Genomic DNA, 20,824 nt, shown 5'->3' on the forward strand with positions numbered 1-20,824 from the left:
TCGGTTTCTCGTTATCAAAGTTTGGTCAAAGTCAGGCCAGCCCAGGTCGCGAGCAGGCCGCCGAACACGCTGATGCCCAGATAACCGAAGGCTATCAGGGCCTGTCCGCTTTCCAGCAAACGCAGCGTATCCAGTGAAAAGGATGAAAACGTCGTCAGACCGCCGACAAAACCGACGATCAGACCGGCGCGGATTTCGATCGGCACTTCCGGCCGGGTCAAAAACAGTCCGTACAGCAGGCCGATGATCAGACAGCCGACCAGATTGACCGCCAGCGTTGCCGCATAAAAATGCCGGGGCCAATTGGCGCTGACCCAATTGCCAGCCGCGAAACGCAGTAATGTACCAGCGATGCCCGCCACGGACACCGCAAGAATCGTTCGAATCACTATTTTCTCCGCTGCCGGGGGCTTAAACGATCGAGTTTGGCGAGGTGGTTGAGCTTCTCGCCAATCTTCAGTTCCAGGCCACGGGGCACCGGTTGGTAGAACGGGATGGGGTCGAGCTCTTCCGGAAAGTAGTCTTCGCCGGCCGCGTAGGCGTCCGGTTCATCGTGGGCATAGCGGTATTCGTCGCCATAACCCAATTGTTTCATCAACTTGGTCGGTGCGTTGCGCAGGTGCAGCGGCACTTCCAGCGAGCCATGTTCGGCAGCGGCCCGCAATGCGGTCTTGAAGCCCATGTACACCGCGTTGCTTTTCGGCGCACAAGCCAGATACGTAATAGCTTGAGCCACTGCCAACTCACCTTCCGGGCTGCCAAGTCGCTCCTGCACTTCCCACGCCGCCAGGCACAGACTCAGGGCGCGCGGGTCGGCATTGCCGATGTCTTCGCTGGCCATGCGCACCACGCGGCGGGCCAGATATAGCGGATCGCAGCCGCCGTCGATCATCCGCGCAAACCAGTACAACGCGCCGTCCGGATTGGAGCCGCGCACCGATTTGTGCAGCGCGGAAATCTGGTCGTAGAACGCTTCGCCGCCCTTGTCGAAACGCCGACGCGTGTCGCCGAGCAGGCTTTGCAGCAAATCAGTGCCCATTTCGCTGTTGTCTTCGGCCAGGTCCGAGGCGTTTTCCAGCAAGTTGAGCAAGCGCCGGCCATCGCCGTCGGCGGCGGACAGCAGCATCTGAAAGCCTTCATCGCTGAGGGTCAGATTGCGCTTGCCCAGGCCGCGTTCTTCGGTGAGTGCGCGGTGCACCAGTTTGCGCAACGCCGCCTCGTCGAGGCTCTTGAGTACGTAGACCCGGGCCCGCGACAGCAGCGCGTTGTTCAATTCGAAGGAGGGGTTTTCGGTGGTCGCCCCGATGAAGATCAGCGTGCCGTCTTCAACGTAAGGCAGAAAAGCGTCCTGCTGGGACTTGTTGAAGCGGTGAACTTCGTCGACAAACAGGATCGTGCGCTTGCCGTACTGACCAGCCTGCTGTTTGGCGATTTCCACCGCCTGACGGATCTCTTTTACCCCGGCCAATACGGCCGAAACCGTTTCGAAGTGCGCATCCGAGACTTCCGCCAGCAGCCGCGCCAGGGTGGTCTTGCCCACGCCCGGCGGGCCCCAGAAGATCATCGAATGCAGGGCACCCTGCTCCAGAGCTTCGCGCAGAGGCTTGCCGCGAGCGAGCACGTGTTCCTGACCGACGTACTCATCCAGATTGGTCGCCCGCAAACGGGCGGCCAGCGGCTGGGCAATCGGTGCACTGCGAAACAGATCCATCACGTACCGTTGAAACCTCTGTGTTTATTCCTGGATCACATCGGCACCCTTCGGGATGTCGAACTTGAACTTCGAGGCCGGGACCGCTTCGTTGGCCTTCACCCCGGTGAACAGGATGTTGGTGCGCTGGCCGACGCTGTCGATCAATTGCATGTCATTGACCAGACCGTTGCGGAACGACAGACGCAGGCTGTCGAACAGGGTGTCCTTGGTTTTCGGCTTCAGGGTGAAGTCGATCACGCCACCGGCTTCCTTGGCGCTGATATCGAAGCTCTGGCTGATCTTCGATACGTCACCGGACAGCAACAGGGCCGGGGTCTGGGTCAGGCGCTCATCGAGTTTCTTGATGGTGGCCTGTTCCAGATCCGGGTCCCACAGGGTGACTTTCTTGCCATCGGACACCATGGTCTGCTCGGCGGGGGCATTGGTGTGCCAGTAGAACAGGCCCGGACGCTGCAGGGTCATGTCGCCGGTGGTTTCCTGCAACTGGGTGCCGCTGCCGTCGAGAGTGAGCTGGGAGAAGTTCGCGGTCAGGGTCTTGGATGTTTCCAGCAATTGGGTCAGGCGTGCCACATCCTTGTCATCGGCGTGAGCCGTGAGGGTGGTCAGAGCCAGTACTGGCAGCAGCATGCGGATAAGACGCATGGGAGTCCTCTTGAATACTCGTGGGAAAGTGGACGGCGCTTCATGCACCGTCCTTTGCATGTGAATCAGGGTATCGAATCAGTCGCGCACCGGGCCAGGGGCCAGGACTTCGCGGGAACCGTTGGTGTTCATGGACGTCACGACCCCGGCCATTTCCATGGCTTCGATCATGCGCGCGGCACGGTTGTAACCGATCTTCAGCTTGCGCTGTACAGCGGAGATGGAGGCGCGGCGGCTTTCCAGTACAAACTGCACGGCTTCGTCGTACAGCGCGTCGGCTTCCGGATCATCGCCGTCACCGCCGCCGCTGCTGCCTTCGAAACCACTGCCCGCCTCTTCGACACCGTTGAGGATGTCGTCGTTGTATTCCGGCGCACCGCGCAGCTTCCAGGCTTCCACCACCCGGTGAACTTCATCGTCGGACACGAAGGCGCCGTGAACCCGGATCGGCAGGCTGGTGCCCGGCGGCATGTAGAGCATGTCACCGTGGCCAAGCAGTTGTTCGGCGCCACCCTGGTCGATGATGGTCCGGGAGTCGATCTTGCTCGATACCTGGAACGCCATCCGCGTCGGGATGTTGGCCTTGATCAGACCGGTGATCACGTCCACCGACGGCCGCTGGGTCGCGAGGATCAGGTGGATACCGGCAGCCCGCGCTTTCTGGGCGATACGGGCGATCAGCTCTTCAACCTTCTTGCCGACGATCATCATCATGTCGGCGAATTCGTCCACGACCACGACGATGGTCGGCAGCTTTTGCAACAGCGGCGCTTCGTCGTGGATGCTTTCGCGCTTGTACAGCGGATCGCTCAGCGGCTCGCCGGCGTCCTGGGCTTCCTTGACCTTGGCGTTGAAGCCGGACAGGTTTCGCACGCCCATCTTCGCCATCAGCTTGTAGCGACGCTCCATCTCGGCAACGCTCCAGCGCAGTGCGTTGGCGGCGTCCTTCATGTCGGTCACGACCGGGCACAGCAGATGCGGAATGCCTTCGTAGATCGACAGTTCCAACATCTTCGGGTCGATCATGATCAGCTTGGCGTCTTCCGGGCCGGACTTGAACAGGATCGACAGGATCATCGCGTTCACGCCCACCGACTTACCGGAACCGGTCGTACCGGCCACCAGCAAGTGAGGCATCTTCGCCAGGTCAGTAATGACCGGCTTGCCGCCGATGTCGTGGCCCAGGGCCAGGGTGACCGGCGACTTGAAGTTGTCGTACTCAGGGGTCGACAGCACTTCGGAGAAACGCACGATCTGGCGGTCTTCGTTGGGAATCTCGATACCGACCGTGGTCTTGCCCGGAATCACCTCGACCACCCGCACGCTGGTCACGGCCAGCGAACGTGCAAGGTCTTTGGCCAGGTTGGCGATACGGCTGACCTTGACGCCAGCGGCTGGCTGGATTTCGTAACGGGTAATGACCGGGCCGGGATGGATCGAATCCACAGTGACTTCGACGCCGAACTCCTTGAGCTTGATCTCCAGCAAGTGGCCGACCGCCGCCAGGGACTCGGGCGAGTAGTTGAGCTGTTTCTTTTCCGCAGGATCGAGAATCGAGATCGGTGGCAAGGTGCCTTCCACGGCACTGTCGACGAACAGCGGCGCCTGCTTCTCTTTCTGCACGCGCTTGCTTGGCTCTGGCGCCTTGACCGGGGCCGGAGCGATGACCGGCGGAACCTGTTTCTCGCGCTCGGACATGTGCTTGCTCAGGGCCTGTTCACGCTCGATCAGACGTTCCTTGACCTTGGCCTGCTCGCGCTTGTCGGTGACTGTCGGGGCGACCACGTCGTGCACCCGGTCATCGACTTCACGCAATTGCGCGACCAGTTGCTTGCGTTCGGTCCGCGCCGACCACCAGCGGTTGACCGCGCCCTGGAACAGTTCGAACAGGTCGAGGGTGATCTTGCCGGTAACGTCCATCACCTTGAACCACGACAGGTCGGTGAATACGGTCAGGCCGAACAGGAACAGCGCGATGAACAGCAATGTGCTGCCCTGAATGTTCAGGGCGTTGCGGGCCAGATCACCGAGGCTTTCACCCAGCGCGCCACCCGCACCGGCCGGCAACGCGGTGGCCGCATGGAAATGAATGTGCGCCAGCGCAGCGCCGGACAGCACCAGAAACACCAGGCCGATCAGGCGCCAGGAGAACAGCCAGCCGCTCCACTGCCAGGGTTCGTGGCGCTGACGGAAGATCTGATACGCCTTGATCGCCAGCAGCAACGGGAAGATGTACGCGAAGTAACCCAGCACCATGAACAGGATGTCGGCGCTGTAGGAGCCCGCCGGGCCGCCGAAATTCTGCACGTCGTCGATCTTGCTGTTGTGGCTCCAGCCCGGATCGTCCTTGCCGTAAGTCAGCAAGGCCATCATCAGGAACAGGCACAAGGCACCGATGGCGATCAATGCACCTTCCTTGAGTCGGTAGTGCAATTGCTGGCGCCAGAGCGGGACGACTGTTTTTGGTGCTGCGGTGGATTTCTTCAAAACGCTTCTTTTCCTGCGCCAGAGGCGCGTCCATCTATTGAATGACAATAAAAAACTGCCCAATCCAGGCAGGTAAAAAATTGACGGGCACAACTGAGACTACTTTTAACACTGCGCCCCGTGTTTTATAAACACGGCTCGCTGCGAATATTCTGTAACAGCCCGGCATTGTACGGGTTTGCGCGTGCGATGCCATGCTTCGAGCCCCAGCTTCAAGCATAGCCAAGCAGACAAAACCTGCGACGCAATTTGAGCATGCATTGTCTTTTGTGACAAAGGCTTATGAGGTGTATTTGATGAACGTAGCGAAGCATCTACCTCTGATTGCTCATGACGGCCAAATGCCCCCACTCGACGCCTTCCCGGACACCGTGCACATTCGCCCCCGACGCCCGTCTACGACCGCGTCCACCCGACCAAGTTGCAGCCGTGCAATCTTCGAACAGGTTCGGGGGGGACATTCGCGCTTTTTACCGGCACACTTTGTAACGGGCCTCACCGCCTACTGCCCTCCCCTTCTGCAAGCCTGGACGCCATGCTGACTTGGTTACAACGCAATTCACTGACTTTCCCGCCACTGGAAAAGGCCATGCGCGATCCCAACGGATTGCTGGCGGCCGGCGGCGACCTGTCCGCCAATCGCTTGATCCAGGCCTATCGCCATGGCTGCTTTCCGTGGTTCTCCGAAGGCCAGCCCATCCTCTGGTGGTCGCCGGATCCGCGCACCGTGTTGTTTCCCGACGAACTGCATGTCTCGCGCAGCCTCGGCAAACTGCTGCGCCAGCAACGCTACCAGGTGACCTTCGATCAGGATTTCGAGGCGGTCATTCGCGCCTGCGCCGCACCACGGGATTACGCTGATGGCACCTGGATCACCCAGGCCATGCAGGACGCCTATGTCGAACTGCACCAGCGCGGCTTCGCCCATTCGGTAGAAGTCTGGGACCAGGGCGAACTGGTCGGCGGACTCTACGGCCTGGCGATGGGGCAATTGTTTTTTGGCGAATCGATGTTCAGTCGCGCCGACAACGCCTCCAAGTACGGTTTTGCCACCTTGGTGCGACATTTGAAAGACTCGGGTTTCGTGCTGATCGACTGCCAGATGCCTACCGATCATCTGCACAGCCTCGGTGCCCGGGCGATCTCCCGCCCCGCATTTGCCGAATATCTGGCCCGGCACCTCGATCAACCCAACCTTGCCACCTGGGTTTGCTGAGCGACTTTTGCGCGCGTGGCTTACACTTAATTCACCAGCTTACCCCCGAGGGTTGATCATGACCGAGTTGGCGCGGTTGAAGTTTTATGCCACTCAGCCTCACTCTTGCAGTTATCTGCCCGAGGAGCAGGCCACGACCCTGTTTCTCGACCCGAGCCAGCCCATGGATGTGCATGTCTACGCAGACCTGTCGGAAATGGGCTTTCGTCGCAGCGGCGATCACCTGTACCGCCCGCATTGCCAGAACTGCAATGCCTGCGTGCCTGCGCGCATTCCGGTGGCGCAGTTCAACCCCAATCGGCAGCAAAAGCGCATTTTCAAACGCAACGCCGACTTGCAGGTGCGCCCGGTCAAGCCTGGTTTCAGCGAAGAATATTTCGATCTTTATCAGCGTTACATCGAACAGCGCCATGCCGACGGCGATATGTACCCGCCGAGCCGTGATCAATTCTCGACTTTTCTGGTTCGCGACCTGCCCTTCTCACGCTTCTACGAGTTCCGGCTCGACGGGCGGTTGCTGGCGGTCGCCGTCACCGATCTGCTGCCTAACGGCCTGTCGGCGGTCTACACCTTTTACGAACCAGAGGAAGAGCGCCGCAGCCTCGGGCGCTACGCCATCCTCTGGCAGATCGGCGAGGCCCAGCGGCTGGGGCTCGAGGCGGTGTACCTGGGTTACTGGATCAAAAACTGCAAAAAGATGAACTACAAGACCCAATATCGACCGATCGAACTGCTGATTAATCAGCGCTGGGTCATCCTGAACTGAATGCAAGCCCTAAACCCCTTGGCGTAAACCCCATTTTTCGGGCACAATGCACGCCGCTTTTGCCTGGCGCAGTTGCACCGGGCCATTCATTGGACACCGAGGGCTTTACTGCATGTCGAAAGAAGACAGCTTCGAAATGGAAGGCACTGTCGTCGACACCCTGCCCAACACCATGTTTCGTGTGGAGTTGGAAAATGGGCACGTCGTAACCGCGCATATCTCCGGCAAGATGCGCAAGAACTACATTCGTATTCTTACCGGTGACAAAGTGCGCGTCGAGCTGACGCCCTATGACTTGAGCAAAGGGCGTATTACTTACCGCGCTCGCTAATCAGGTCAATACAAGACGCCCGGCTTAATGCCGGGCGTTTTTGTGTGTGCGTGTTTTTTTTGGATTTGGGTGTATATCCGTTGCTGCGGTAACGGCTTCTTATGGTTTCGCTCTTACAGCGAGTCCCTTTTTCAAACGCCAAAAAGGAACCAAAAGGCTTTTGCCCCGGCGTACGGCACTTCGCCTAGGCTCAGTGTTCCCTCGCTACGGTGTCCATCAGGGGGCATCGCCTACGGTTTGCTTCGCTGCACCTCCTCTCGATGTATGCGGCTTCGCCGCACGGCGCTGCGCGCCTACCCCCTGATGAACACCTCCGCTCGGCCTGCCGAAGGGGCAAAAATCAAAAGCCAAAGCCAAAGCCAAAGCCAAAGCCAAAGCCAAAGCCAAAGCCAAAGCCAAAGATCGCAGCTTCGGCAACTCCTGCGGACAATTCCCAAACCAAACAAATTGGTCGGCCAACAGGCCGCCATTCTCAGTAAACCGACTCCCACAGTTGCAATCCACGTGCAACCCAAGCGGCAAAGCCGCCCCACTCACCACGATGAGCGTTAGCTCAAGTACCGCTTTTGATCGCAGGGCCCGTCGGCAGGCTGAGTGGAGGGATTGATCCGCGGGTGGGAGCGCAGCGACCGTGCGGCGCAGCCGCATGCATCGAGAGGAGGTGCAGCGAAGCAAACCGTAGGCGATGCCCCCGGATCAATCCCGGAGCGAAGGAACCCGAGCCACAGCGAGGGCCGAACGTCAGGGCATAGACCTTTTGGTTACTTTTGGGGCGTTTGCCAAAAGTGACCCGCCGTAAGGGCGGAACCCTAAGCGGCCATAACCGCAGCAACGGATATTCACACCAAACAAACAGACAACAAAAAGGCGCCCGAAGGCGCCTTTTCACTTCACAGTCGTCAGGCCATTTCCGCCGTGGTCTCGAAGTCAAACGTCAGCTCACCATCCTTGATGTCGATGTGAACCACACCGCCATGCTCGGCCAGCTCGCCAAACAGAATCTCCTCCGCCAGCGGACGCTTGATCTTGTCCTGGATCAGACGCGCCATCGGACGAGCGCCCATGGCCGAATCGTAACCACCGGCCGCCAGCCAACTGCGCGCCGCATCGGTAACTTCCAGAAGCACACGCTTGTCTTCCAGCTGCGCCTGAAGTTCGGTGAGGAACTTGTCCACCACGCTTTTGATGACCTCATGACTGAGGCGACCAAACTGAATGATGGTATCCAGACGGTTGCGGAATTCCGGCGTGAAGCTCTTCTTGATCACTTCCATCGCATCGGACGAATGATCCTGATGGGTGAAACCGATCGAAGCACGCGCCGCCGTTTCAGCACCGGCGTTGGTGGTCATGATCACGATCACGTTGCGGAAGTCCGCCTTGCGCCCGTTGTTGTCGGTCAGCGTGCCGTGGTCCATCACCTGCAGCAGCAGGTTGAAGACTTCCGGATGCGCCTTCTCGATTTCATCGAGCAGCAATACGCAGTGCGGCTGCTTGGTGATCGCTTCGGTCAACAGACCGCCCTGGTCGAAACCGACATAACCCGGAGGCGCACCGATCAGACGCGATACGGTGTGGCGCTCCATGTACTCGGACATGTCGAAGCGAACCAGTTCAATCCCAAGAGCCTTGGCCAATTGGCGCGCAGCCTCGGTTTTACCGACACCGGTAGGCCCGGCGAACAGGAACGAACCGACCGGCTTGTCCGGCGACTTGAGGCCTGCACGGGACAGTTTGATCGCAGTCGACAGCGAATCGATCGCCGCGTCCTGACCAAACACCGTCAGCTTCAGGTCGCGCTCGAGGTTACGCAGCAGTTCCTTGTCGGAACTGGTGACGTGCTTCGGCGGAATCCGCGCGATCTTCGCCACGATGTCCTCGACCTGCGGCACTTCGATGCGCTTCACACGCTTCTCGACCGGTTGCAGACGCTGATAGGCGCCCGCCTCGTCGATCACATCGATGGCCTTGTCCGGCATATGCCGGTCATTGATGTAGCGCGAAGCCAGTTCTGCAGCGGCGCGCAACGACTCATCGCTGTATTCGATGTTGTGGTGCTGCTCGAAGCGCCCTTTCAGGCCGCGCAGGATACCGATGGTGTCTTCCACCGACGGCTCGACCACATCGACCTTCTGGAAGCGACGTGCCAGGGCACGGTCTTTTTCGAAGATGCCACGGAATTCCTGGAACGTGGTCGAGCCGATGCAGCGAATGTCGCCAGACGACAGCAGCGGCTTGAGCAGGTTCGAGGCATCCATGACGCCACCCGACGCGGCACCCGCACCGATAATGGTGTGGATCTCGTCGATGAACAGGATCGCCTGCGGACGTTTTTTCAGTTCGTTGAGCAACGCCTTGAAGCGCTTCTCGAAATCACCGCGATACTTGGTGCCTGCGAGCAAGGCGCCGAGATCGAGGGAATAAACGACGCTGTTGGCCAGCAGGTCCGGCACCTGGTTGTCGACAATGCGCTTGGCCAGGCCTTCGGCAATCGCGGTTTTACCCACGCCCGCCTCGCCCACCAGCAGCGGATTGTTCTTGCGACGACGCGCGAGAATTTGCGCGACACGCTCGACTTCCGTTTCACGCCCGACCAGCGGATCGATCCGGCCCTGACGTGCGAGTTCGTTGAGATTGCTGGCATAAGCATCCAGCGGATTGCCTGAAGAAGAAGACTCACCGCCCTCGTCGTCCTGCATATCTTGTTCACCTTCAGAGTGATCGCCATGCCCCGGCACCTTGGAAATGCCATGGGCGATATAGTTGACGACATCAATGCGTGCAACGCTCTGCTGTTTCAGCAGGAACACCGCCTGACTCTCTTGCTCACTGAAGATTGCAACCAGCACGTTGGCGCCGGTCACTTCGCGTTTGCCCGAGCTCTGCACATGAAAGACAGCACGTTGCAGCACACGCTGGAAGCCCAGGGTTGGCTGGGTTTCGCGATCTTCGTCATGGACGGGGATCAGCGGCGTGGTGGAGTCGATGAACTCCTGCAGGTCGTGCTTGAGTTTGTCGAGGTTTGCGCCGCAGGCACGCAATACGGTGGCGGCAGCCTCATTGTCCAATAGGGCCAGCAGCAGGTGTTCGACGGTCATGAACTCATGACGCTTCGAACGTGCCTCCTTGAAGGCAAGATTGAGGGTGACTTCGAGCTCGCGGTTTAACATAGCTTCACCTCATACCCAAGTGGTCGGCGATTAACCGTCCTTCTCGATTTCACAGAGTAGCGGATGCTGGCTTTCCCTGGCGTACTGGTTGACCTGCATGGCCTTTGTCTCGGCGATGTCGCGGGTAAACACTCCACATACTGCCCGTCCTTCTGTATGGACGGCCAGCATGACCTTGGTCGCCAGCTCGCGATTCAGGTTAAAAAACACCTCGAGCACTTCGACGACGAAATCCATCGGTGTGTAGTCATCATTAAACAAAACCACCTTGTACATCGGCGGCGCCTGTAACGCAGGCTTTGCTTCCTGAACAGCAATACCCGCTGAATCGTCGTCGTGTAAATCAGGGCGATCCTGATTGAATGTTAGTCGAATCTGGCTGATTGCATGCATGGAAAGAAAGGTTCGTCAGTTGTGCAAATACAGTGGTGGGGGCGGCTTGACACGTTTTCAACTCCGACTGCCCGGTCACCTTGACTATCGGGAAAACGGTGTTACAACCAATAGAACCCACAGTGGGTAAAAAAGATCCGCGGAGTCAATCTTTTTAACGGATTCGACTGCGGATGAATTGGATGATACTCCAGCGATGGAGACTGTTGCAGAGGGATTTGAGCATGGCTGTCGGCAAGGTGAAATGGTTCAACAATGCCAAGGGGTTCGGTTTCATCAATACCGAATCCCGCGAGGGGAAGGACGAGGACGGCAAGGAAATCGATTTCTTTGCACACTACTCCGCCATTGAGATGGACGGGTACAAAACCCTCAAAGCCGGGCAAATCGTCAAATTCGATATCGTGCAAGGCCCCAAAGGGCTGCACGCCACAAAAATTCAGAATGCCGAGCCTGCGAAAGATACCGTCTCGGCCGCCGCGCAGCATCAATCAGTGACCAGCTGAAGCGACCAGAACACCTGCCAGAAAACAAACCGCCCGGCTCGATCACTCGAGCCGGGCGGTTTCGTTGCAGCGGTCTTTCTTACATGTGTTTGATGATCGCCTCACCGAAGCCCGAAGAAGACACCAGCGTGGCGCCTTCCATCAGACGTTCGAAGTCGTAGGTCACGGTCTTGGCCTTGATCGCGCCATTGGTGCCCTTGATGATCAGGTCAGCCGCCTCGGTCCAGCCCAGGTGGCGCAACATCATCTCGGCCGACAGGATCACCGAACCCGGGTTGACCTGGTCCTTGCCGGCATATTTCGGCGCGGTACCGTGGGTCGCCTCGAACATGGCCACGGTGTCGGACAGGTTGGCACCCGGCGCGATACCGATACCGCCCACTTCCGCCGCCAGGGCGTCGGACAGGTAGTCACCGTTGAGGTTGAGGGTGGCGATCACATCGTATTCGGCCGGACGCAGCAGGATCTGCTGGAGCATGGCGTCGGCGATGGCATCCTTGACGATGACTTCGCGGCCGGTTTTCGGGTTCTTGAATTTCATCCACGGGCCGCCATCGAGCAGCTCGGCGCCGAATTCTTCCTTCGCCACCTCGTAGCCCCAGTCCTTGAAGGCACCTTCGGTGAATTTCATGATGTTGCCCTTGTGCACGATGGTCAGCGACTTGCGGTCGTTGTCCACCACGTATTGCAGGGCCTTGCGCACCAGACGCTTGGTGCCTTCTTTCGAAACAGGCTTGATGCCGATGCCGCAATCCTGGTCGAAACGGATCTTGGTGACGCCCATTTCTTCTTTCAGGAACTTGATGACCTTGGTGGCCTCAGGCGAGCCGGCCTTCCATTCGATACCGGCATAGATGTCTTCGGAGTTCTCGCGGAAGATCACCATATCGACGTCGCCAGGCTTTTTCACCGGGCTCGGTACGCCTTCGAACCACACCACAGGGCGCAGGCAAACATAGAGATCGAGCTGTTGGCGCAGGGCAACGTTGAGGGAGCGGATGCCGCCACCGACCGGGGTGGTCAGCGGGCCCTTGATGGAAACGACGTAATCCTTGACGGCGTCCAGGGTTTCCTGGGGCAGCCAGGTGTCCTGGTCATAAACTTGAGTTGCTTTTTCGCCAGCATAAACCTCCATCCAGGAAATCTTGCGCTTGCCCCCGTAGGCCTTGGCCACGGCAGCATCAACCACTTTGATCATCACAGGGCTGACGTCGACGCCAATGCCGTCACCTTCAATGAAGGGAATGATCGGGTTATCAGGGACATTGAGAGAATGGTCTGCGTTGACGGTGATTTTGTCGCCGACGGCTGGAACCTGAATCTTCTTGTAACCCATGCTGAACTCCATTGTTTGGATTGAACATCTGGCTTGGTTCGAGCGTAACCCAGTTGAATCAACACGCAAACCCTCTGTTCCGGGCGCGGCCACATCTCGTTTCGTACAAGCCTGAAAGCAAAGGGAAAAGCGCCAATCTCAAGCATTCACGGCGACTCTACGCCCCACCCCGGCCTGCGACCTTTAGACCAATGGACGAGAATCGTTGCATATGAACCATCGGCAGATTGCCAGCTACCTATGTATAATGCCGCCCGCTGACCAAAGGGTCACGACGGCTGGCCTCTCTAGCACGAGACTTTCCGCCTGATTGGTTGAACTGTTACCGCAGTCCGACTGCTTGACGCTCTACTGATGCACCCAACATCACCGCGAAGAATCTCGACATTCGGTTCATGGATGACTTTGAACGAACGCGCTTACCCGGCGCCCCTCGAGTTTCTGCGCACGCTTTAGCAAAGAAGAGAGAGTTAATCCGAATATGCCCACCCGCTCGAAGATCATCTATACCTTCACCGACGAAGCTCCAGCCCTCGCCACCTATTCCCTGCTGCCGATCATCGAGGCTTACACCGCCTCGGCCGATATCGCCGTGGAAACCCGCGATATCTCTCTTGCAGCACGTATTCTGGCCAGCTTCCCCGAGCAACTGGGCGACAAAGCCGTAGCCGACCACCTCGCCGAACTGGGCGACCTGGCCGTTACGCCTGAAGCCAACATCATCAAGCTGCCGAACATCAGCGCCTCGGCTCCGCAACTGCAAGCCGCGATCAAAGAGCTGCAAGCCCAGGGCTACAACCTGCCGGACTACCCGGAAACCGTGACCAGCGACGCCGACAAAGACACCAAGGCGCGTTACGACAAGGTCAAGGGCAGCGCCGTGAACCCGGTTCTGCGTGAAGGCAACTCCGACCGTCGTGCTCCGCTGTCGGTCAAGAACTACGCGCGCAAGCACCCGCACAAAATGGGCGCCTGGGCCAAAGACTCCAAGTCCCACGTCGCTCACATGAGCACCGGCGATTTCTACGGCAGCGAAAAAGCCGCCCTGATCGACGCCGCTGACGCCGTGAAGATCGAACTGATCGCCAAAGACGGCACCGCGACCGTCCTGAAAGAAAAAACCACCGTTCAGGCGGGCGAGATCCTCGATTGCTCCGTAATGAGCAAAAAGGCCCTGCGCGCGTTCATCGCCGCTGAAATCGACAGCGCCAAGCAACAAGGCGTGCTGCTGTCGGTTCACCTGAAAGCCACCATGATGAAGGTCTCCGACCCGATCATGTTCGGCCAGATCGTTGCCGAGTTCTACAAAGACGCCCTGACCAAGCACGCCGACGTGCTGGCCGAGATCGGCTTCAACCTGAACAACGGCATCGGCGACCTGTACGCCCGCATCAAAGCGCTGCCGGCCGAGCAACAAGCTCAGATCGAAGCTGACATTCAAGCGGTCTACGCCGTTCGTCCATCGCTGGCGATGGTCAACTCCGACAAAGGCATCACCAACCTGCACGTGCCGAGCGACGTTATCGTCGACGCCTCGATGCCGGCCATGATCCGTGACTCCGGCAAGATGTGGGGCACTGACGGCCAGCTGCACGACACCAAGGCTGTGATCCCGGATCGTTGCTACGCCACCATCTACCAGGCGGTGATCGAAGATTGCAAAGCCAATGGCGCTTTCGATCCGACCACCATGGGCAGCGTGCCAAACGTTGGCCTGATGGCTAAAAAGGCTGAAGAGTACGGTTCCCACGACAAGACCTTCCAGATCAAGGCCGATGGCGTGGTTCGCGTGACCGACAGCAAAGGCACCCTGCTGATGGAACAGGCTGTTGAAGCCGGCGACATCTTCCGCATGTGCCAGACCAAAGACGCGCCGATCCAGGACTGGGTCAAACTGGCCGTCAACCGTGCTCGCGCAAGCAGCACTCCGGCCATTTTCTGGCTGGACCCGATGCGCGCCCACGATGGCGTGGTGATCGAGAAGGTTCAGGCTTACCTGAAGAATCACGACACCGCCGGTCTGGACATCCAGATCATGGCGCCGGTCGACGCCATGAAGTACACCCTGCAGCGCACCCGCGACGGCAAGGACACCATTTCGGTGACCGGCAACGTACTGCGCGACTACCTGACCGACCTGTTCCCGATCATGGAACTGGGCACCAGCGCCAAGATGCTGTCGATCGTGCCGCTGATGAACGGCGGTGGTCTGTTTGAAACCGGCGCTGGCGGTTCGGCTCCGAAGCACGTGCAGCAACTGGTCGAAGAGAACTTCCTGCGCTGGGATTCGCTGGGTGAATTCCTGGCCCTGGCCGCTTCTCTCGAGCACCTGGGTGTGAACTACAACAACCCGAAAGCGCTGGTTCTGTCCAAGACCCTGGACCAGGCCACTGGCCAGTTCCTGGACAACAACAAGTCGCCATCGCGCAAAGTCGGCAACATCGACAACCGCGGCAGCCACTTCTACCTGGCAATGTACTGGGCACAAGCCCTGGCCGCCCAGACCGAAGACGCTGCACTGCAAGCGCAGTTCGCGACCCTGGCCAAGACCCTGACCGAGAACGAAGCGACCATCGTTGCCGAGCTCAACGCCGTTCAAGGCAAGCCAGTGGACATCGGCGGTTACTACCACGCCAATGCCGAGCTGATCAGCAAGGCCATGCGCCCAAGCGCAACCCTCAACGCGGCCATCGCTGCGCTGGTATAAGGTTGTAAAGGGAACATCACAAACCCCGGCCTCGTGCCGGGGTTTGTGTTTCTGCCTTCCGCCCAGGAGATTCAATTCATGCAATGGCTCCCCCACATCACCGTCGCCACCATCGTCGAGGACAACGGTCGCTTCCTGATGGTCGAGGAACACAAGGCTGGCCGTAACGTGCTCAATCAGCCCGCCGGTCATCTGGATCCGGACGAAACCCTGATCGAAGCCGCCGTGCGCGAAACCCTCGAAGAAACCGGCTGGGACGTCGAACCCACCAGCGTGATCGGCATTTATCTTTACACCGCACCCAGCAACGGCGTGACTTACCAGCGCGTGTGCTTCAGCGCCAAAGCCGTGAAACACCACCCGGATTATCAGCTGGACGACGGTATCGTCGGCGCCAAGTGGCTGACCCGCGACGAATTATTGGCCCAGCGCGATCACTGGCGCAGCGAGCTGATTATCCGCTGCATCGATGATTATCTGGCCGGCAATCGCTTCGGCCTCGAACTGATCCGCCCTTCCCTTTAGCCTTGAGGCCGTGAGCCTGATAGAATCGCGTCCTTTTTCAAGACACTCATTGAATCCCTATGCGTGATCCAGCCCCTTCTGACACATCCAAGAAGCGCGTCATTGTCGGCATGTCCGGCGGCGTGGACTCTTCCGTTTCCGCTCTCCTGCTGATCGAGCAGGGTTATGAGGTGGAAGGCCTGTTCATGAAGAACTGGGAAGAAGACGACGGAACGGAATACTGCACCGCCATGGACGACCTGGCGGATGCTCAGGCTGTGTGCGACAAGATCGGTATCAAGCTGCACACCGCCAACTTCGCCGCCGAGTACTGGGACAACGTGTTCGAGCACTTCCTGGCCGAATACAAGGCCGGCCGCACGCCGAATCCGGACATCCTGTGCAACCGCGAGATCAAGTTCAAGGCGTTCCTCGACTACGCCATGATGCTCGGCGCCGACCTGATCGCCACCGGCCACTATGTGCGCCGCCGCGACATCGATGGCCGCACCGAACTGCTCAAGGGCCTGGACCCGAACAAGGACCAGAGCTACTTCCTGCACGCCGTCGGCGGCGAACAGATCGCCAAGACCTTGTTCCCGGTCGGCGAGCTGGAAAAGCCGGAAGTCCGTGCAATCGCCGAGAAATACGAACTGGCGACCGCCAAGAAGAAGGATTCCACCGGGATCTGCTTCATCGGTGAGCGTCGTTTCAGCGATTTCCTCAAGCAATACCTGCCGGCGCAACCGGGCGAGATCAAGACCACCGAAGGCGAAGTCATTGGCCGTCACCACGGGTTGATGTACCACACCATCGGCCAGCGCCAGGGCCTGGGCATCGGCGGCTTGAAAGACGCCGGCGACGAGCCGTGGTACGTGCTGCGCAAAGACCTGGACACCAACGAGCTGATCGTCGGCCAGGGCAACAACCATCCGTGGCTGTTCTCCAGCGCCCTGCTCGCTTCGGAAATCTATTGGGTCAACCCGATCGATTTGAGCCAGCCGCTGCGTCTGACCGCCAAGGTTCGTTATCGCCAGAGCGATCAGGCCTGCACACTGGAAAAAACCGAGACCGGCTATCGCGCGGTGTTCGACGAGCCGCAACGCGCGGTCACGCCGGGCCAGTCGGTGGTGTTCTATGACGGAGAAATCTGCCTCGGTGGCGGCGTGATTGAAGTCGCCGAGCCGTGGAGCGGCCAGGCATGAGCCCGACTCAGGAGCAACTGACGGCTCTGGGCGGCGTGTTTCTCGCCGCCGTGCTGGTCGACCGGATCGCCAAGACCGGCCAGACCAACGAGGCCGGTCTGAGCTGCATGCTCGGCAGCCTGCTGGTTCGCGACCCGAAAGACACGCTGGACGTGTACGGCGGCGACGACATCAACCTGCGCGACGGTTACCGCGCATTGATCGGCGCCCTCGAACGCGACCCGAGCACCTTGCAGCGCGAGCCGTTGCGCTACGCTTTATCGATGCTCGGCCTTGAGCGGCAACTGGCCAAGCGCAACGACATGCTCGACGTGATCGGCAAGCGTCTGCCGCAGATCCAGTCGCAGGTCGAGCATTTCGGCCCGGCCCACGAAAACGTGATCGCCGCGTGCGGCGCGTTGTACCAGGACACTCTGAGCACCTTGCGTCAACGCATCCAGGTGCACGGCGACATGCGTAACCTGCAGCAGCCGAGCAACGCCTCGAAGATCCGCGCCCTGCTGCTCGCCGGCATCCGCTCGGCACGCCTGTGGCGTCAGCTGGGTGGTCATCGCTGGCAGTTGGTGATCAGCCGTCGCAAGTTGCTCAAAGAGCTTTACCCGCTGATGCGCAGCAGTTGAACCGCGCCCGCAACACCGTTTGAGTCAGTAACGCGTAATACGCCGGTCAGTTGGCGACGGACCGGCGGATTTTTTCATGTATGATACGCGCCCCATTTCGTTGCCCGACTGTCCGAGAACACCCCATGCAGCTCTCTTCGCTCACTGCGGTTTCCCCTGTTGACGGCCGCTACGCCGGCAAAACCCAGGCCCTGCGCCCAATTTTCAGCGAGTACGGTCTGATCCGTGCCCGCGTTCTGGTTGAAGTGCGCTGGCTCCAGCGCCTGGCCGCTCACGCCGGTATCCCGGAAGTGCCAGCCTTCTCCGCCGAAGCCAACGCCGTTCTGAACGAACTGGCCGAGAACTTCTCGCTGGAGCACGCCGAGCGCGTGAAAGAGATCGAGCGCACCACCAACCACGACGTAAAAGCGATCGAATACCTGCTCAAGGAGCAGGCGGCCAAGCTGCCGGAACTGGCCAAGGTCAGCGAGTTCATCCACTTCGCCTGCACCAGCGAGGACATCAACAACCTGTCCCACGCCCTGATGCTGCGCGAAGGCCGTGACGACGTGATGCTGCCGCTGATGCGCCAGACCGCCAACGCCATCCGCGAACTGGCCATCCGCTTCGCCGACGTGCCAATGCTGTCGCGTACCCACGGCCAGCCGGCTTCGCCGACCACCCTGGGTAAAGAGCTGGCGAACGTGGTTTACCGTCTCGAGCGCCAGATCGCTCAGGTCGCTGCCGTTCCGCTGCTGGGCAAGATCAACGGCGCTGTCGGCAACTACAACGCTCACCTGTCGGCCTACCCGCAGATCGACTGGGAAGCCAACGCCCGCGCCTTCATCGAAGACGAACTGGGTCTGGGCTTCAACCCGTACACCACGCAGATCGAGCCGCACGACTACATCGCCGAGCTGTTCGACGCCATTGCGCGCTTCAACACCATCCTGATCGACTTCGACCGTGACATCTGGGGCTACATCTCCCTGGGTTACTTCAAGCAGCGCACCATCGCCGGCGAAATCGGTTCGTCGACCATGCCGCACAAGGTCAACCCGATCGACTTCGAAAACTCCGAAGGCAACCTGGGCATCGCCAACGCGCTGTTCCAGCACCTGGCGAGCAAACTGCCGATCTCCCGCTGGCAGCGCGACCTGACCGACTCCACCGTTCTGCGTAACCTCGGTGTCGGCTTCGCCCACAGCGTGATCGCGTACGAAGCGAGCCTCAAAGGCATCAGCAAGCTCGAGCTGAACGCTGACAAGATTGCTGCCGATCTGGACGCTTGCTGGGAAGTCCTGGCCGAGCCGATCCAGACCGTGATGCGCCGCTACAACATCGAAAACCCGTACGAGAAGCTGAAAGAACTGACTCGCGGCAAGGGCATCAGCCCTGAAGCGCTGCAGACTTTCATCGATGGCCTGGACATGCCGGCCGCCGCGAAAGCCGAGCTCAAGCAACTGACCCCGGCCAACTACATCGGCAACGCTGTAGCGCAAGCCAAACGCATCTGATCGACTGCTTGACCCGTTTGAGACGCCCGGCCGCGCCGGGCGTTTTTATTCCCGTCTGAAAAATGCTTTTTTTCAATAGGTTACATATGAATCCCGATATTCCTCTTCAACTTCTGGGTGGTCTTACGGCGCGCGAGTTCATGCGCGACTACTGGCAGAAAAAGCCACTGCTGATCCGTCAGGCGATTCCTGATTTCGAAAGCCCGATCGACGCCGACGAACTCGCCGGCCTGGCCCTGGAAGAAGAAGTCGAATCGCGCCTGGTGATCGAACACGGCGAGCGCCCTTGGGAACTGCGCCGCGGCCCGTTCGCCGAAGACGAATTCAGCAAACTGCCGGAACGCGAGTGGACCCTGCTGGTGCAGGCTGTCGATCAGTTCGTGCCGGAAGTCAGCGAACTGCTGGAAAACTTCCGTTTCCTGCCGAGCTGGCGCGTCGACGACGTGATGATCAGCTTCGCCGCCCCAGGTGGCAGCGTCGGCCCGCACTTCGACAACTACGACGTGTTCCTGCTGCAAGGCCACGGCAAGCGCAACTGGAAAATCGGCCAGATGTGCGACTCCGAAAGCCCATTGCTGCAACACGCAGACCTGCGCATCCTCGCCGAATTCCACGAGACCGAAGAGTGGGTCCTGGAACCGGGCGACATGCTCTACCTGCCGCCGCGCCTGGCTCACTGCGGCGTCGCCGTGGATGACTGCATGACCTACTCGGTCGGTTTCCGCGCACCGAGCGCCGCTGAAGTGCTGACCCACTTCACCGACTTCCTCAGCCAGTTCCTGACTGACGAAGAGCGCTACACCGACGCCGATGCGAAGCCGGTCAGCGATCCACACCAGATCCAGCACGATGCACTCGGCCGCCTGAAAGCGCTGCTCGCCGAGCACATGAGCGACGAACGCCTGCTGCTGACCTGGTTCGGCCAGTACATGACCGAGCCGCGTTATCCGGAGCTGGTGGTCGGCCCGGAAGAAGTCGAAGAAGAAGACTTCCTCAGTGCACTTGAAGACGGTGCCATCCTGATCCGCAACCCGAGCGCGCGCCTGGCATGGTCGGAAGTCGATGACGATCTGCTGCTGTTCGCCAGCGGCCAGAGCCGTTACCTGCCGGGCAAGTTGCGCGAACTGCTGAAGTTGATCTGCTCGGCTGACGCCCTGCACACCGACAACCTCGGTGACTGGCTGAGCGACGAAGACGGTCGCGGCCTGCTGTGCGAACTGGTCAAGCAAGGGAGCCTGGGGTTCGCCGACGATGAATAAGATTCGCGTACGTGTTGCAGACTGGCAAAAGGACAACGCCGAGATCCGCCGCATTCGCGAAACGGTGTTCATTGCCGAACAATCGGTTCCGCCCGAGCTTGAGTGGGACGCCGATGACGCCACGGCGGTGCATTTCCTGGCTTTCGAAGGCGACTTTCCGATCGGCACCGCCCGCCTGCTGCCCGACGGGCACATCGGCCGGGTTTCGGTGCTCAAGGACTGGCGCGGTCTGAAGGTCGGTGATGCGCTGATGCAAGCGGTCATCACAGAAGCCGAAACTCGCGGGCTGAAGCAGCAGATGCTTAGCGCGCAGGTGCAGGCCACGGCGTTCTATGAACGCCTGGGTTTCAACCTGGTCAGCGAGGAATTCCTGGAAGCCGGGATTCCGCATGTCGACATGGTTCGTCATTCGGCATAACGCTTGATGTACACCTCAAAACGCCCCGCCATCTCATGATGCCGGGGCGTTTTG

Annotated in this window: 18 protein-coding genes; 11 read left to right on the top strand and 7 right to left on the bottom strand. The window is 59.6% G+C overall.

Annotation, left to right across the window (positions count from 1 at the left end; translation table 11 throughout):
• Positions 1–14: 14 nt before the first annotated feature.
• The 4 genes from crcB to AC1RME_RS09740 all read right to left on the bottom strand — a co-directional run bounded on the left by crcB (position 15) and on the right by AC1RME_RS09740 (position 4,843).
• Positions 15–389 (bottom strand): fluoride efflux transporter CrcB, encoded by a 375-nt coding sequence (gene crcB, locus AC1RME_RS09725; protein WP_096822646.1) that lies wholly within the window; start codon positions 387–389, stop codon positions 15–17.
• Positions 389–1,711 carry a replication-associated recombination protein A gene (locus tag AC1RME_RS09730; RefSeq protein WP_096822647.1) on the bottom strand — a complete coding sequence of 441 codons (1,323 nt, stop codon included), beginning with the start codon at positions 1,709–1,711 and terminating at the stop codon, positions 389–391. Before AC1RME_RS09730 ends, crcB begins: the two co-directional genes overlap by 1 nt.
• Positions 1,712–1,735: 24 nt before the next feature.
• A complete protein-coding gene (gene lolA / locus AC1RME_RS09735) occupies positions 1,736–2,356 on the bottom strand; it encodes an outer membrane lipoprotein periplasmic chaperone LolA (protein ID WP_007958184.1) in 621 nt (206 codons plus the stop codon).
• 78 nt (positions 2,357–2,434) lie between these two features.
• Positions 2,435–4,843, bottom strand: a complete 2,409-nt coding sequence (locus tag AC1RME_RS09740) for a DNA translocase FtsK (RefSeq protein ID WP_102622714.1) — start codon at positions 4,841–4,843, stop codon at positions 2,435–2,437.
• A gap of 535 nt (positions 4,844–5,378) precedes the next feature.
• Here AC1RME_RS09740 and aat point away from each other — a divergent pair.
• The 3 genes from aat to infA all read left to right on the top strand — a co-directional run bounded on the left by aat (position 5,379) and on the right by infA (position 7,156).
• On the top strand, positions 5,379–6,059 hold the full coding sequence (aat, locus tag AC1RME_RS09745; protein ID WP_096822649.1) for a leucyl/phenylalanyl-tRNA--protein transferase: 681 nt from the start codon (positions 5,379–5,381) through the stop codon (positions 6,057–6,059).
• Between the two features lie 58 nt (positions 6,060–6,117).
• Positions 6,118–6,825, top strand: coding sequence for an arginyltransferase (locus AC1RME_RS09750; protein WP_096822650.1), 708 nt, complete (start codon positions 6,118–6,120; stop codon positions 6,823–6,825).
• Positions 6,826–6,937: 112 nt separating this feature from the next.
• On the top strand, positions 6,938–7,156 hold the full coding sequence (infA, locus tag AC1RME_RS09755) for a translation initiation factor IF-1 (RefSeq protein ID WP_002553999.1): 219 nt from the start codon (positions 6,938–6,940) through the stop codon (positions 7,154–7,156).
• 899 nt (positions 7,157–8,055) lie between these two features.
• Here infA and clpA read toward each other — a convergent pair.
• Together clpA and clpS are read right to left on the bottom strand one after the other, a co-directional pair.
• Positions 8,056–10,326 carry an ATP-dependent Clp protease ATP-binding subunit ClpA gene (clpA, locus tag AC1RME_RS09760; protein ID WP_085732141.1) on the bottom strand — a complete coding sequence of 757 codons (2,271 nt, stop codon included), beginning with the start codon at positions 10,324–10,326 and terminating at the stop codon, positions 8,056–8,058.
• 30 nt (positions 10,327–10,356) lie between these two features.
• Entirely contained in the window at positions 10,357–10,719 is a 363-nt protein-coding gene (clpS, locus tag AC1RME_RS09765; RefSeq protein ID WP_015094394.1) for an ATP-dependent Clp protease adapter ClpS, read from the bottom strand.
• A gap of 224 nt (positions 10,720–10,943) precedes the next feature.
• Between clpS and AC1RME_RS09770 the strand changes: the two genes are divergently transcribed.
• Positions 10,944–11,225 carry a cold shock domain-containing protein gene (locus AC1RME_RS09770; RefSeq protein ID WP_096822254.1) on the top strand — a complete coding sequence of 94 codons (282 nt, stop codon included), beginning with the start codon at positions 10,944–10,946 and terminating at the stop codon, positions 11,223–11,225.
• A 79-nt stretch (positions 11,226–11,304) separates the two neighbouring features.
• Here AC1RME_RS09770 and icd read toward each other — a convergent pair whose 3' ends face one another.
• On the bottom strand, positions 11,305–12,561 hold the full coding sequence (icd, locus tag AC1RME_RS09775) for an NADP-dependent isocitrate dehydrogenase (protein ID WP_003223831.1): 1,257 nt from the start codon (positions 12,559–12,561) through the stop codon (positions 11,305–11,307).
• 481 nt (positions 12,562–13,042) lie between these two features.
• Between icd and AC1RME_RS09780 the strand changes: the two genes are divergently transcribed.
• The 7 genes from AC1RME_RS09780 (at position 13,043) to AC1RME_RS09810 (ending at position 20,770) form a co-directional block, all read left to right on the top strand.
• The gene (locus tag AC1RME_RS09780; protein WP_096822255.1) at positions 13,043–15,268 is read left to right on the top strand and encodes an NADP-dependent isocitrate dehydrogenase; all 2,226 of its coding nucleotides are present in this window, start codon (positions 13,043–13,045) and stop codon (positions 15,266–15,268) included.
• 78 nt (positions 15,269–15,346) lie between these two features.
• Positions 15,347–15,793: an NUDIX hydrolase gene (locus AC1RME_RS09785; RefSeq protein ID WP_096822256.1), complete on the top strand. Its 447-nt coding sequence runs from the start codon at positions 15,347–15,349 to the stop codon at positions 15,791–15,793.
• A gap of 59 nt (positions 15,794–15,852) precedes the next feature.
• Positions 15,853–16,977, top strand: coding sequence for a tRNA 2-thiouridine(34) synthase MnmA (mnmA, locus tag AC1RME_RS09790; RefSeq protein WP_074688946.1), 1,125 nt, complete (start codon positions 15,853–15,855; stop codon positions 16,975–16,977).
• Positions 16,974–17,597, top strand: a complete 624-nt coding sequence (gene hflD, locus AC1RME_RS09795; RefSeq protein ID WP_096822257.1) for a high frequency lysogenization protein HflD — start codon at positions 16,974–16,976, stop codon at positions 17,595–17,597. The genes mnmA and hflD overlap by 4 nt, the downstream gene beginning before the upstream one ends.
• A gap of 125 nt (positions 17,598–17,722) precedes the next feature.
• Positions 17,723–19,093: an adenylosuccinate lyase gene (gene purB, locus AC1RME_RS09800; protein ID WP_039767413.1), complete on the top strand. Its 1,371-nt coding sequence runs from the start codon at positions 17,723–17,725 to the stop codon at positions 19,091–19,093.
• An 86-nt stretch (positions 19,094–19,179) separates the two neighbouring features.
• Positions 19,180–20,352: a ribosomal protein uL16 3-hydroxylase gene (locus AC1RME_RS09805; protein WP_096822258.1), complete on the top strand. Its 1,173-nt coding sequence runs from the start codon at positions 19,180–19,182 to the stop codon at positions 20,350–20,352.
• Complete coding sequence (locus AC1RME_RS09810; protein ID WP_096822259.1) at positions 20,345–20,770, top strand: GNAT family N-acetyltransferase; 426 nt, start codon at positions 20,345–20,347, stop codon at positions 20,768–20,770. The genes AC1RME_RS09805 and AC1RME_RS09810 overlap by 8 nt, the downstream gene beginning before the upstream one ends.
• Positions 20,771–20,824: the final 54 nt, after the last annotated feature.

The sequence above is a fragment of the Pseudomonas sp. GW822-FHT03F08 genome (assembly GCF_058801265.1).

Excerpts from the sequence above, each read along its gene's own strand:
- AC1RME_RS09805 (WP_096822258.1), top strand. The coding sequence starts at position 19,180 with ATGAATCCCGATATTCCTCTTCAACTTCTGGGTGGTCTTACGGCGCGC.
- clpA (WP_085732141.1), bottom strand. The coding sequence starts at position 10,326 with ATGTTAAACCGCGAGCTCGAAGTCACCCTCAATCTTGCCTTCAAGGAG.
- AC1RME_RS09780 (WP_096822255.1), top strand. The coding sequence starts at position 13,043 with ATGCCCACCCGCTCGAAGATCATCTATACCTTCACCGACGAAGCTCCA.
- AC1RME_RS09810 (WP_096822259.1), top strand. The coding sequence starts at position 20,345 with ATGAATAAGATTCGCGTACGTGTTGCAGACTGGCAAAAGGACAACGCC.
- AC1RME_RS09730 (WP_096822647.1), bottom strand. The coding sequence starts at position 1,711 with ATGGATCTGTTTCGCAGTGCACCGATTGCCCAGCCGCTGGCCGCCCGT.
- AC1RME_RS09785 (WP_096822256.1), top strand. The coding sequence starts at position 15,347 with ATGCAATGGCTCCCCCACATCACCGTCGCCACCATCGTCGAGGACAAC.
- mnmA (WP_074688946.1), top strand. The coding sequence starts at position 15,853 with ATGCGTGATCCAGCCCCTTCTGACACATCCAAGAAGCGCGTCATTGTC.
- icd (WP_003223831.1), bottom strand. The coding sequence starts at position 12,561 with ATGGGTTACAAGAAGATTCAGGTTCCAGCCGTCGGCGACAAAATCACC.
- AC1RME_RS09770 (WP_096822254.1), top strand. The coding sequence starts at position 10,944 with ATGGCTGTCGGCAAGGTGAAATGGTTCAACAATGCCAAGGGGTTCGGT.
- aat (WP_096822649.1), top strand. The coding sequence starts at position 5,379 with ATGCTGACTTGGTTACAACGCAATTCACTGACTTTCCCGCCACTGGAA.
- purB (WP_039767413.1), top strand. The coding sequence starts at position 17,723 with ATGCAGCTCTCTTCGCTCACTGCGGTTTCCCCTGTTGACGGCCGCTAC.
- clpS (WP_015094394.1), bottom strand. The coding sequence starts at position 10,719 with ATGCATGCAATCAGCCAGATTCGACTAACATTCAATCAGGATCGCCCT.
- AC1RME_RS09750 (WP_096822650.1), top strand. The coding sequence starts at position 6,118 with ATGACCGAGTTGGCGCGGTTGAAGTTTTATGCCACTCAGCCTCACTCT.
- infA (WP_002553999.1), top strand. The coding sequence starts at position 6,938 with ATGTCGAAAGAAGACAGCTTCGAAATGGAAGGCACTGTCGTCGACACC.
- hflD (WP_096822257.1), top strand. The coding sequence starts at position 16,974 with ATGAGCCCGACTCAGGAGCAACTGACGGCTCTGGGCGGCGTGTTTCTC.
- lolA (WP_007958184.1), bottom strand. The coding sequence starts at position 2,356 with ATGCGTCTTATCCGCATGCTGCTGCCAGTACTGGCTCTGACCACCCTC.